At 39.8% G+C, this 13635-nt stretch carries 11 protein-coding genes; 9 read left to right on the forward strand and 2 right to left on the reverse strand.

Annotation, left to right across the window (positions count from 1 at the left end):
* The first annotated feature begins 159 nt into the window (after positions 1-159).
* From ettA to uxuA, 9 genes are all read left to right on the forward strand, one after another.
* A complete protein-coding gene (gene ettA / locus B4N43_RS23125; protein ID WP_046672222.1) occupies positions 160-1842 on the forward strand; it encodes an energy-dependent translational throttle protein EttA in 1683 nt (560 codons plus the stop codon).
* 9 nt (positions 1843-1851) lie between these two features.
* Positions 1852-3036 (forward strand): PAS domain-containing sensor histidine kinase, encoded by a 1185-nt coding sequence (locus B4N43_RS23130; RefSeq protein ID WP_201665202.1) that lies wholly within the window; start codon positions 1852-1854, stop codon positions 3034-3036.
* Between the two features lie 42 nt (positions 3037-3078).
* On the forward strand, positions 3079-4146 hold the full coding sequence (locus B4N43_RS23135; RefSeq protein WP_088160733.1) for a response regulator: 1068 nt from the start codon (positions 3079-3081) through the stop codon (positions 4144-4146).
* Between the two features lie 362 nt (positions 4147-4508).
* Positions 4509-4925, forward strand: a complete 417-nt coding sequence (locus B4N43_RS23140) for a lactate dehydrogenase (protein WP_088160734.1) — start codon at positions 4509-4511, stop codon at positions 4923-4925.
* Position 4926: 1 nt separating this feature from the next.
* Positions 4927-6297 carry an oxygen-independent coproporphyrinogen III oxidase gene (gene hemN / locus B4N43_RS23145; protein WP_201303496.1) on the forward strand — a complete coding sequence of 457 codons (1371 nt, stop codon included), beginning with the start codon at positions 4927-4929 and terminating at the stop codon, positions 6295-6297.
* 9 nt (positions 6298-6306) lie between these two features.
* On the forward strand, positions 6307-8700 hold the full coding sequence (locus tag B4N43_RS23150) for a heavy metal translocating P-type ATPase (protein WP_286736486.1): 2394 nt from the start codon (positions 6307-6309) through the stop codon (positions 8698-8700).
* Between the two features lie 5 nt (positions 8701-8705).
* A complete protein-coding gene (gene ccoS / locus B4N43_RS23155; protein ID WP_088160736.1) occupies positions 8706-8894 on the forward strand; it encodes a cbb3-type cytochrome oxidase assembly protein CcoS in 189 nt (62 codons plus the stop codon).
* A 79-nt stretch (positions 8895-8973) separates the two neighbouring features.
* Positions 8974-9792 carry an SDR family oxidoreductase gene (locus tag B4N43_RS23160; protein WP_286736489.1) on the forward strand — a complete coding sequence of 273 codons (819 nt, stop codon included), beginning with the start codon at positions 8974-8976 and terminating at the stop codon, positions 9790-9792.
* Between the two features lie 12 nt (positions 9793-9804).
* The gene (gene uxuA / locus B4N43_RS23165; protein ID WP_286736491.1) at positions 9805-10965 is read left to right on the forward strand and encodes a mannonate dehydratase; all 1161 of its coding nucleotides are present in this window, start codon (positions 9805-9807) and stop codon (positions 10963-10965) included.
* Positions 10966-11106: 141 nt separating this feature from the next.
* Here uxuA and B4N43_RS23170 read toward each other — a convergent pair whose 3' ends face one another.
* Both B4N43_RS23170 and B4N43_RS23175 read right to left on the reverse strand, forming a co-directional pair.
* Positions 11107-12129 (reverse strand): LacI family DNA-binding transcriptional regulator, encoded by a 1023-nt coding sequence (locus tag B4N43_RS23170; protein WP_070567173.1) that lies wholly within the window; start codon positions 12127-12129, stop codon positions 11107-11109.
* A gap of 717 nt (positions 12130-12846) precedes the next feature.
* A complete protein-coding gene (locus B4N43_RS23175; protein WP_286736493.1) occupies positions 12847-13269 on the reverse strand; it encodes a hypothetical protein in 423 nt (140 codons plus the stop codon).
* Positions 13270-13635: the final 366 nt, after the last annotated feature.

Here is a 13635-nt window from a genome sequence, read left to right on the forward strand (position 1 = left end):
GATATATAAATGTAGTAAATTCTGCATTTCAAACCTTAAAATTATTTTAAATAATGTCATCAACAATTAAGCCATGACCGTTATACGTCCAAAATGTCAGTATAAAAGATTACATTTGTATGTTAATATAATAAGAGTTTTCGAATTTTTTTAAATTTTATGTCAGACGAGAAGATCATTTTTTCGATGGCGGGTGTCAACAAAATCTATCCGCCTCAAAAACAAGTGTTAAAAAATATCTATTTATCTTTTTTCTATGGCGCGAAGATCGGTGTGATCGGTTTAAACGGATCAGGTAAATCTTCCCTATTAAAAATTATCGCTGGATTGGATAAATCCTACCAAGGCGAGGTGGTGTTCTCCCCAGGTTACTCTGTGGGTTATTTAGCACAAGAACCTCAATTGGATCTTGAAAAGACTGTTCTTGAAGTCGTTCAGGAAGGTGTCGCTGAAATTACAGCCATCTTACAGGAATACGAAGAAATCAACGAAAAATTTGGCTTGCCAGAGGTGTATGAAAATGCCGATGAGATGGACAAATTGTTGGCTAGACAAGGGGAACTTCAGGATATCATTGATGCCACTAACGCTTGGGAAATCGATTCGAAATTGGAAAGAGCAATGGATGCTTTACGTTGCCCCGAACCAGATGCGAAGATTGTCAATTTGTCAGGTGGTGAGCGCAGACGTGTAGCATTATGTCGCTTATTGTTGCAGGAACCTGATGTATTACTCCTAGATGAGCCGACCAACCACTTGGACGCCGAGTCGATTGATTGGTTAGAACAACATTTAAAACAATATAAAGGAACGGTCATTGCCGTTACCCACGACCGTTATTTCTTGGATAATGTAGCTGGATGGATTCTTGAATTGGATCGCGGTGAGGGTATTCCTTGGAAAGGAAATTATTCTTCTTGGTTAGATCAAAAAGCAAAACGCTTGGCACAGGAAGAAAAACAGGAAACCAAACGTCAAAAAACCTTGGAACGTGAGCTGGAATGGGTGCGTATGGCACCGAAAGCACGCCACGCCAAATCGAAAGCTCGTTTGCATAACTATGAAAAATTAGCTTCTGAGGAAACGAAAGAACGCGAAGAAAAATTGGAATTGTTTATTCCACCGGGACCACGTTTAGGTAATTCGGTCATTGAGGCAACTAATATTTCCAAAGCGTATGGCGATCGTATCTTGTTTGAAAACTTGAGTTTCATGTTGCCGCCTGCGGGTATCGTAGGAATTATTGGACCCAACGGTGCGGGTAAAACAACCTTATTCCGTCTGATTACAGGTCAGGAAACACCTGACACGGGTTCGTTCAAGGTCGGAGAAACAGTAAAATTGGGTTACGTAGACCAAATGCACCACGACCTCGATCCTGAAAAATCGGTTTGGGAAAATATTACGGGTGGCAGCGACAATATGATGCTGGGCAATCGCTCGGTAAACTCAAGAGCTTACGTTTCCAAATTTAATTTTAACGGTGCTGATCAACAAAAGAAAGTAGGTGTACTTTCCGGTGGAGAACGTAACCGTGTTCACTTGGCTATTACACTCAAAGAAGGCTCAAATGTGCTCTTACTTGATGAGCCGACCAATGATATTGATGTAAATACCTTACGGGCACTGGAAGAAGGCTTGGAGAATTTCGGCGGTTGTGCCGTTGTGATCTCCCACGATAGATGGTTCCTGGATCGTATCTGTACACATATCCTTGCTTTTGAAGGGGATTCACAGGTTTATTTCTTTGAAGGTAACTACACTGAATATGAAGAAAACCGTAAAAAACGTGTTGGTGACGTGACACCGCACCGTATTAAATACAAGAAACTGGTAAAATAAGCAACGATCATGGACGGTGGAAGGCTTTTAGCTGCTATAATAGATCACGCTATTGATGGAATAATTACCATAGACAACAGGGGGAATGTGGAAAGCATTAACCCTGCTGCCTTGGAATTGTTCGGTTATCAGGCTGAAGAAGTGATCGGACACAATATCTCCATGTTAATGCCTGAACCTGATCGTGGTAATCACGATGGTTATCTGCATAATTACCAAACCACAGGCCACAAGAAAATTATCGGAATCGGTCGTGAAGTGATGGGCTTAAAGAAAAATGGAGAAACATTTCCATTCCGCTTGGCAGTCAGTGAGGTTTGGTTAAAAGATAAGAATATCTTTACCGGCTTTATTCACGATTTATCGCGTGAGAAAGCTGCCGAGGATATGCTCAAGCAACATGCAACCGAACTTGAACATAAAGTCAGTGAGCGTACACGCGACCTGATCTCTCTGGTATCTGAACTTGAAAAAGCTAAAGCAGAAGTCTCAAAGTCTTTGGAAAAAGAAATTGAACTTAACCAGCTGAAATCACGGTTTGTGTCCATGGCCTCGCATGAGTTCCGGACACCTTTAAGCTCGGTTCAGCTTTCGGCTTCTCTGATTGAAAAGTATTCCGAACGACCGGATGATAAGGCTAATATCATTAAACACACCAATAAAATTAAAAGTGCAGTTCAATTGCTCACAAGTATCCTGAACGACTTTCTGTCACTTGAAAAATTGGAAGCGGGTATTGTTGTGATGAATAAGCAATACATCAATCTCGTTGAGCTGGCAGAAGAGATCACCGAAGAAATGCAATTGATCTGTAAGAAAAATCAGCATATTGTATACCAACATACCGGAGAAATTGGGCATTTCACCCTAGATCCAAATTTGTTGAAAAATGCTTTGGTCAACTTAATCTCCAACGCGATCAAATATTCCGGAGAAGATACCTTGATCGAATTCACAACCTGTATCGACGACGAAGGCTGCTTAATATCCGTGAAAGACAATGGTATTGGTATACCCGAGGAAGATCAGGTACATTTGTTTGAGCCTTTTTTTAGAGCACATAATACAGGTAATATCCCTGGTACAGGATTAGGTTTGAATATTGTAAAACGATACATCGAATTGATGGCGGGGCAGATGGAATTTGAATCGGAAGTACACAAAGGAACTTCATTCAGAGTAAGCTTTAAATAAAGGTGAACTTGCAGATTCGCATAACTGAATAAATAATTGCAGATGAGAAATAAAAAGACAATTCTAATTATTGAAGATAATATCGATATCCGAGAAGGGACTACCGAAATATTGGAGTTGACAGGTAGGTATGATGTCATTACAGCCGAAAATGGGCGCGTTGGCGTCGACCTGGCGACAAGACATATTCCTGATTTGATTCTCTGTGATATCATGATGCCTGAATTGGATGGTTACGGAGTCTTATTTATGTTAAGCAAAATTGAAAGTACAACCAAAATTCCGTTCATTTTTCTGACTGCCAAAGCGGAACGCGCAGATATGCGCAAAGCGATGGAAATGGGGGCGGATGATTATTTGACGAAACCTTTTGATGATGTCGAATTGATGAATGCAATAGATGTTCGCCTCAAAAGACATGAGCAGCTTGCAGCAGATATTCCTCAGGAAGAAGATTTGAGTTTGAGCGCCGAAGAGCAGGTATTGTTGCTAAAAGAGCTAATTGCCAATTCACGGGTGAAAACAGTGAAGAAAAAACAGTCTATTTATGAAAAAGATGATTCGCCAACGTACGTCTATTTTGTGAAATCTGGTCAGGTGCGCAGCTTTAAGTCCTATAAAGATGGACGTGAGCTGTCGACAGGTATTTTTATTGAAGGCAATTACTTTGGTTATGCTTCGATTTTGTTGAATGATAATTATGAAGACTACGCCGAAGCTGTTGAACAAAGTGAAATTGTGTTGATTCCAAAGGACAGTTTTTTGGAGCTGTTATGGAAAAAACCTGCAATAGCCAGTAAATTTATTAAGCTCCTTTCTGTCGACTTACGTGAAAAAGAAGAGCAATTGCTGGGTTTTGCCTATCATTCTGTCCGTAAGCGTGTCGCCAATGCCTTGATTAGCGTTGCTGAAAAAAGTGGAGTCAATATCAATGAGGCTGATGCATGCTCAATTGATGTGACACGAGACGGCCTAGCTTCAATTGCAGGTACAGCCAATGAAACTGTTTCCCGTATGCTCTCCGACTTTAAAGAAGAAAAACTGATTTCGAAAGAAAAAGGAAAAATATACATCAATTCTATCAAGAACCTGCGGGATGTGAAGCAGTAGGGATCAGCAGCGAAGATTTAAAAATCAACATAAAAAAAGGCGTGTTCAGTTTTTCTGAACACGCCTTTTTTCTGATAGTCTATGTTTACTGATTTGTGTCTTTTCATTAAAGTAACAATGCGAGCTCGCTTTGACGTTTTATTGAACTAGTTCGGTTTCAATGACCGTGTTGTACGCGATTATTGGCTAGATAATAGCTTTCGGTTGACTTTTACAGCTGTTGGTGTTAGCGAAATCATGCAAGTTTTTGTGAATTGTGATAAATATCATTTTAAGGTGTGGTGCTATATCATCTTTTTGCCCATATGCATGATTTACTTTTGTTCTTAGGATAAACCTTAATTGGTGATTGTTGAATCAGAATGAAAGTAGTAGTATATAATGTAAGGTCATTTGAAAAAGAGTTTTGGGCATTGGCAAATGCCAAACAACATGATTTGACTTTGATTTCAAATGGATTAAATGCGGAGACACAGAATTATGCGCGTGGAAAAGATGCGGTAGTTATTTCCGTGAGCGATATTTTGGACGAGAGCATGCTACTTAATTTAAAAGGGTTAGGGATCAATAAGATTATGACCCGCAGTAAGGATACTGCTCATATCGATCTGGTAAAGGCTGGAGATCTGAATATTCAGATTGCCAATGCACCATTTGAAGATCAGAGTCCAAAAGGACTGGCAGAGCAGACCGTCCGGAATCTCAACTTATGGGGATTAGAAAAATGTGTTGGTAAAGCCTGTTGTTGTCTAAACGACTGTGCTAAAAAAATAAAATAAAATGATTACATCGCAGGTTACAATGGAAGAATTGGTGCAAAAATATAATGTTGCCGCACCGCGCTATACAAGCTATCCTACTGTTCCCTTTTGGGATAATGAAGCATTTTCTCGGGCGGCTTGGACTAATCAAGTCTACCAAACTTTCCAGCAGTCGAAAGAAAAAGGTATCAGCTTATATATACACCTTCCTTTTTGTGAAAGCCTCTGTACTTATTGTGGCTGCAATACGCGCATTACAAAAAACCATCGCGTTGAAGAACCTTATATTGCCTCTCTTTTGAAAGAATGGGAAATGTATGTCGCTTTATTTAAGGGAGAAAGACCGTTATTGGCAGAAATACATTTGGGTGGTGGTACTCCGACCTTTTTCCATCCGGATAATTTGAAAGTACTGATTGAGGGGATACTTAAACACGCAGACCTGGCTCCTGATCGTTCATTCTCTTTCGAAGCTCATCCTGCTAATACAACCGTCACACATTTAGAAACCTTATTTGACTTGGGATTTCGGCGCTTGAGCCTGGGAATACAGGATTTTGATCCACTTGTGCAGTTCGTGATCAATAGGCATCAAACTTTGGAGGAAGTGGAGGAGGTTATGCTGAATGCGCGGAAAATTGGATTTGAGTCGATCAACTTCGATTTGATCTATGGATTGCCTAAGCAAACATTGGCTACGGTGGAAGATACGATCCAAAAAGCGATGCTGCTCGGTCCAGACCGGATCTCTTTCTATAGCTATGCCCACGTGCCTTGGATAAAACCCGGTCAACGGCATTATACTGAAGCAGATCTACCTCATGGCGCAGCCAAACTCGCCTTATATAACCTTGGAAAAAAAATGATTTTGGCCCATGGCTATGAAGATGTCGGTATGGATCATTTTGCGAAAAGAGAGGACGAGTTATTTGTGGCTTTTCAACAAGAAAGATTACATCGCAATTTTATGGGGTATGCCGATCGATTTAGTCCCTTGTTAATCGGTATCGGAGTCTCTTCGATCAGCGATGCCTGGGGGGCTTTTGCTCAAAATGTGAAGACCGTAGAAGAATACCATAAACTTATTGATGCAGGGGTATTGCCCGTTGTAAAAGGACATATACTCAACGAGGAGGATCTTCTTGTAAGGCGTTATATCCTCGATATGATGTGTAAAGGCAAAGTGCAGTTGCCGACAGGTGCGCCGCTGAATGAGCAGATTATCGACGAATTGTCTGAACTTGTTGCAGATGGTTTAGTCTCCATATCCGGCGATCTAATTCAATGTACTGCTATTGGACGCTCTTTTTTAAGAAATATCTGTATGGCCTTTGATCAGCGATTATTGCGTTCAAAAGCACAAAATCAATTATTTAGTCAGGCAATTTAGAACGAAGGTATGGCAGAGCTAAGGGATGAAATACAACTCGCAGAAAAATGTTTCCATTGCGGCGATAAAATTGAGGAAACGGGTTATCAGCTCGATCATCACGATTTTTGCTGTCTGGGCTGTCAGACCGTTTACCAAGTACTGAACGATAGTGGTATGCAGCAATATTATCGCTATAATCAGCACCCGGGTAAATCGAATAAATCCAAGCAAGAAGATTTTTCTTATCTGGATGAACCACAGATTGCCGGTAAATTAGTGGATTATAAAGATGATAAGATGACCATCATCACCTTTTATATTCCGGCTATTCACTGTAGCTCTTGTATCTGGTTGCTGGAAAATTTATATAAACTCAATCCCAATGTACTGCAGTCGCGCGTGGACTTTATGAAGAAACAGGCGAGCATTACATTCAATCACAATGAGCTGCCATTGAAAGACCTGGTTTATCTTTTGGTCAATATCGGTTATGACCCTAAAATCACTTTGCAGGATGTTGTAAAGGAAGGGAATAGAAATAATCTGAATCCTTTGGTTGCAAAAATTGCTGTTGCCGGTTTCTGTTTTGGAAATTCTATGTTATTCAGTTTTCCTGATTATTTTGGAATGGGGAGTTTTGAAAAGGAATATGCCAATTTCTTTGGTTATATAAACCTTGCCTTTGGTCTCCCTGTTTTATTGTATTGTGCGTCGGATTATTTTAAATCGGCCTATCGGAGTCTGAAACAAAAGCGGTTGAATCTGGATGTTCCATTAGCCCTGGGAATCCTCGTGTTATTTTTGCGTTCCGCGTTTGAGGTGATCACACAGACAGGAGCTGGTTTTACGGATACACTCTGTAGTCTTGTATTTTTTATATTGATCGGAAAATGGGTACAACAACGTACCTATTATCATATCTCATTTGAACGGGATTACCGGAGTTATTTTCCGGTGGCTGTAACAGTATTGACCGAATCGGGGGATAAACCTGTACAATTAGCTGACGTTCATATAGGTGACCGTATCTTGGTTCGGAACAATGAAATTATACCGGCCGATGCTATGCTTTTAAAAGGTGATGCTGCGATAGATTTTAGCTTTGTAACGGGTGAATCAAGTCCGGTCAGTAAGACCTTAGGCGAAATTATCTATGCCGGCGGACGCCAGACGGGGGAAGCGATAGAACTTGAAGTGGTCAAACCGATTTTACAGTCCTATTTGACCAAATTATGGAATAATGAGAATTATAAAGATTATGACAAACATTTTCAGACTTTTGTCAACTTTATAAGTAAATATTTTACTGTTGTTTTATTGGCTATTGCACTATTGGCTGCCTTATTTTGGGCCGTTGATGGAAGTGCAAGCCGGGCTTGGGGAGCTTTTACGGCGGTATTAATTATTGCATGTCCATGTGCGTTGGCGTTAAGCTCTCCATTTACCCTTTCTGCAGCGCTAAGTATTTTTGATCGAAATAAGTTCTATGTGAAAAATACGGCTGCTATTGAGCAGATGGCGAGGATTGATACCCTGGTGTTCGATAAAACTGGCACAATATCGTCGCCTAAAGCAACCTCAATTTATTTTGAAGGTAGCCTTTCGGCAGTTGACAAAAAGCTACTGAATGCGGTATGTAGAAACTCTAGCCATCCGTTGAGCCGTGAAATCGTCAAGTGGCTGAATGTCTCTTCTGCTATTTCGATACAGGATTTTAAGGAATTTCCGGGAAAGGGGATGCAGGCTAATGTAAGTGGCAAGGAAATTAAAATCGGTAGTGCTAACTTTTTGAATATCGGTAATATTAAAACAGATGGTTCTGTGGTTTTTATTCGTATAGGTGAGGAGTTAAAAGGATATTTTACCATGGAGCAATCCTGGCGGGATGGCCTTTCGGCTTTGATTGAAGATTTTAAAGTCGAATACGACCTTCATTTAATCTCAGGGGATAACGATAGACGTCTGGATGCACTCCAGTTAATTTTTCCCTCGAATGCAAGTTTGCTTTTTAATCAATCACCAATGGAAAAACTGGAAACCATTCAAAATTTTCAGGTAGCAGGAAAGCATGTCTGCATGATTGGTGATGGTCTTAATGATGCGGGGGCATTGCGTAAAGCAGATCTGGGCATCGCCGTGAGTGATGATATCAATAACTTCTCTCCCGGCTGCGATGCGATACTGGATGGGGAGTCATTTTCAAAAATGCCGGATTTCTTTGCTTTTAGCAAAGATGCGGTGAAAGTAATACACATGAGCTTTGGTATCTCTCTTTTATATAATGTAATTGGATTGAGCTTTGCCGTGCAAGGTATTATGTCGCCGTTATTTGCCGCGATTCTAATGCCAATAAGTACGGTAACGATCATCTCTTTTACAAGTCTCATGACGAGGTGGTATGCCAAACGTCGTAAACTCTAGTTGTTATGGAAATAATGTATATTTTGATCGGTTGTAGTGTTTTGTTGGCTTTGGTTTTTCTATGTGCTTTTTTCTGGGCAAATAAAACCGGTCAGCATAATGATACCTATACACCTTCTATACGGATTCTGTTTGATGATGAAACGACAGAAGAGGAAGATAAAGAAGGTGACGTAACTAAAACGTTATCGTAATTAAATCAATTACTTTTTTTTGTAATTAAGGTTATTATCAATAAAATTGGGGGTAAATACCAATTTGAAATAAAAATACATGCATAATAATCCATTTTCATTAAAAGATAAGGTAGTTGTAATTACGGGAGGTACAGGGATTTTAGGCGAAGCATTTGTTGAGGCTTTGGCCGAGGCAGAAGCCAAAGTCGCAGTACTTGGACGTAATGGACAAATCGGAGCGGAGCGTGTTCAGCAGGTAGAGTCTGTTGGTGGCGAAGCTATATTTGTTGAAGTTGACATCATGAACGAACAGGATGTCACTCGGGCGAAAGATGAAGTTTTGCAAAAGTGGGGTAGGATAGACGCTTTAGTAAACGCCGTTGGAGGCAACATTTCAGGTGCAACAATTGGTGCCGATCAAGATTTATTTGCGAGCAATATTCAGGATACCATTAAAGCGATAGAGCTTAATTTGTATGGTACAATGATTCCTACGCATATTATTGGTCGTGTGATTGCTGAAAGCGGAAAAGGCGTCATCATCAATATATCTTCTCTTACAGCCAGTCGTCCTTTTACACGTGTTTTGGGCTATACTGTTGCAAAACACGGTATCGATGGGTATACAAAATGGATGGCCACCGAGCTCGCTCAGCGTTATGGCGATCAAGTTCGTGTCAATGCAATCGCTCCCGGCGTATTCTTAACCAAGCAGAACAAAAACTTATTGATCAATCCAGACGGTACGTATAGCGACCGTACCAAACGTATTCTTAACGGAACTCCCTATAACCGTTTGGGCGACCCTCGTGAGTTAAAAGGAACTTTAATCTATCTATTGAGTGATGCATCGGCCTTTGTGACAGGGGAGACGGTTTTTGTCGATGGTGGTTTTAATGCATGGTGTGGCGTTTAATTAAACTTTAAGATGAGAAAATTAGAACAAACCTGGCGTTGGTATGGCCCCAATGACCCGGTATCTTTACAAGATATCAAACAGGCTGGAGCTACTGGTATTGTTACGGCATTACATCATATTCCACACGGTGAGGTATGGCCACTTGCCGATATTCAAGAAAGAAAACGCATTATAGAAGATGCTGGTCTTACCTGGTCTGTTGTGGAAAGTGTGACAGTACACGAGGAGATTAAGACAAAAGGTGCTAGGGTCGATGAATACCTCCAGAAATATAATGAGACTTTAACCAATCTCGCACAATGCGGCATCAAAACAATTTGTTATAATTTTATGCCGGTGCTGGACTGGACACGTACACAATTGGATTTAACGATGGCGGATGGTTCAAAAGCATTGTATTTTGACTGGATTGATCTGGCACTTTTTGATATTTTTATATTGAAACGTGATGAAGCACAGACAGCGTATCCAGAGGATGTTGTTAAACGGGCGACTTTACGATTTGATGAAATTTCCGAACAGCAAAAAGAAGAATTGGCAAATGTTGTCTTAATGGGGATCCCCGGAGAGAAGAATGTGGAATTGGAAGCGTTAAAAGCGAGCATTGATACCTATAAACATATTGGGAAAGATGGTTTACGCGGTAATTTGGTTTATTTCCTTCAGGGAATTGCGGCAACTTGTGAGGATAACGGTATATGTATGACTATTCATCCCGATGATCCACCGTATCCTATTTTAGGTTTGCCCCGCATCGCCAGTAATGGTGCGGATTTCGATTATTTTTTAAATGCGGTTCCACAACGATTTAATGGTGTCTGCTTTTGTACAGGATCCTTGGGGGCCAGTCAGACAAACGATCTGCCGGCTATCTTAGAAAATATTAAAGGGCGGGTAAACTTTGTTCACTTACGGAATGTGAGGAAAGATGCGATCGGAAGCTTTTATGAGGCAGACCATTTGGATGGGGATGTCAATATGTATAAAATCATGAAAATCCTGGTTGCTGAAAATCAATTGAGATCTACAGCGATCCCATTCAGACCAGATCACGGCCATCAGATGCTGGATGATCTGAATAAACTAACAAATCCAGGGTATTCTGCCATTGGAAGATTGAGAGGGCTTGCGGAATTACGGGGCCTAGAGTATGGTATTGTTGGTGAATGATACCAATCATTCAGGCGAAGATTAGAGATTATGACCTGTAATAGTGGTCTAGCATAAAGACAGTCGGGAAATAAGAGCGCTAACGTCTTATTTCCCGACTGTTTTGTTTTAAGTATGTCGGCGAGACTATAATCAAAAGAATTATAAGGAAGATTTGCGAATGATGAGCTGTGTTGGAAGCTCAATCGTTTCAAATTCATGTATTGGTCTTGTTTGGTTAATGGTGGCGATTAATTTATTTGTCGCCAGTTCCCCAATTTCTGTTGCCGGTTGTACAATTGTGGATAGTGCCGGATTTAAGGAAGCTGCTATCTGTGTGTTTGAAAAACCAATAACCGCGACCTCGGAAGGGACTTGAATCTGAAGCTCAGCCAAAATACCTAGTGTTCGAGTTGTAATAACATCCGTAGCACCGAAAATTGCATCTATACTTTTATGTTCAAGATATTCTTTGCGCAAAATCTCCCGAATTGTTTCGTCTATATCGGTGGTATTATTAAAACTACATTCGATATAATGTCTAGTATCAAAAGGAATCCCCGCATCTGATAAAGCAGATTTGAAGCCATTTAATCGTTCGGCTGCCACACCTAAGTTCTTTCCGGTGATATGCAAAATATTCTTTTTACCTTGTTCGATGAGATGCTTTGTGGCATTATATGAACCCTGGAAATTATTGACACCAACCTTGAATGTGTCGAGCTGGTGATTGATACGATCAAAAATAACGACGGGGATCTGCGATTTTATCAATGCTTTTAGCTCTTCAATATTTGAATCGGAAGAAACCGGAGATATCATTAAGCCATCAATACCGCGCATGCGTAAGACGTCAATACAATTTTTTTCGATCCGTTCGTCTTCCCGGCTTTGCATGAAAATAACGTCATAGACCGTCTGTTGAGAGGCTATTTGAATTCCATCGAGGATTTGTGAAACGAATGTATTGCTAATGTTGGATACAATAACCCCTATTGTATTGGATTTTCCTATTTTTAAGCTCCGTGCCAACTTATTTGGGTGGAAATTATGCTTTTTGGCATATTCCTGAACCATCTTTTTAGTCGCTTCACTTATTTCGTAGCTGTCTGATAATGCTTTGGAAACCGTCGAAACAGAAATATTGAGTGCCAACGCTATATCTTTCAGGGTAGTTCTGCTCATCGCTCTGGTGGTTATTTTAAGAAGATAAATCTACATAAAAAAATATATAAATGCGTTTTTATCTTCATAATTAGCCATTATCTATGGTCGGTTGGGATTTAGTCAATGGATTTGATTGGCAGGATTTCCTGTGTGTTTTTGAGATAATTTTTATCTTGGAGCTTTTCCGGCACTCCTTTTTTTCTGAAATCCCCTTTTTATCCTTTTTCCAATCCCTCTTCAATGCAGGACGAAGGCTAGCTGGGGATGGGGAGCGAATGAAAAGCAACTTCAAAAGTTCTAATAGATGAGGTAATAGAAAGAAATTAGTAACTAGAAAAAAAGGTTTCCCTAGCTACTAATTTTCTGAGGTAGTTGTCCTATCTTTCTTTATATAAAAAATATAGAAAAAAATTGAGCCTGAAATGACGTATGGTATAAGTGGTGATAAATCAGCAAATTTCAATTGATGAGTGTCTCTATAGATATGAGTTATATCATTGACCCCTAAACCTAAAAAAAACAGGCATACTACAAAAGTGATAAAGATTACCTTTTTATTTATTTTGAACATATCATTATAATTTATCGACAAGCTTCTCCCCATTGAGCACTTGCATATATAAATCCTACAGCACCTACCAGCTCCAACGACAGAAGCTCCACTAGCAGCTAATCCAACAAAAGCTAAGGCAAGGCCAACAGATGCACCAGCACATGATGATAAAAAGCTTTTTGTCAATTTGTTATTTGATGCTGATTTAACAAATATATTTTTTCTCTTAAAGATAAAAATTCTGGGTGAACTTCTGCAGTATATGTTAATGCTAAAAATACACTTTCGTATTTACTGTATATTCCGTTCTCTTTTAAAATACCACTGTATTTATTGAGTGTTTGTTGTGGAGCCGCAGAATAATAAAGTTCATTGGATAAATTAATAAATATTTCTTTTTCCTTCTCGTTTATCACATTATTTTGAGAAAGAATATTGATAATATCAGTACTATTTGTTTTTGTTGATATTTCTTCTAAAAGATTGATTCTATCTTGTTGTATAGAAGATGAGATATTTTTATTCGCTTGTATAGCTAGATCTATTGTAGATAAGTTATTGCTTGTACTTTTTAAGGCTATGATGTTTTGAATATTTGAATTCATCGAAGTCCTCAAAGCACTAGATAGTTCAATTTTGCTGCTACCTTCATTTAAAACATTGGGCTGTTTACTACAAGATGTTGAAATACGACACAATTGTGTATAAAAATAAGATAAATCAAAGTAAGACGAAGGATAGCCGGGATGTGGGAAGCGAATGAAAAGTTTTTAGGCTTATGTATCCTACGCTAGTCCGAGTGTCTGGTGTCTTTCGGCAATACTTCGATATTTCTGGGGGCAAGCGGTTGAGCTGCGGTTGAGCTCGCGTTCGACTCTTAATGGGTCCTGAATTGGCTTAACTAGGTCTTAGGTTCGCCCTGTGAGCAAGGTGTGTCCATCGTAAGCGGGTTCTGTCTCCATGTCGGGGTC

Origin of the sequence: Sphingobacterium sp. UBA1897, assembly GCF_002337775.1 — a bacterium.
Lineage (GTDB): Bacteria > Bacteroidota > Bacteroidia > Sphingobacteriales > Sphingobacteriaceae > Sphingobacterium > Sphingobacterium siyangense.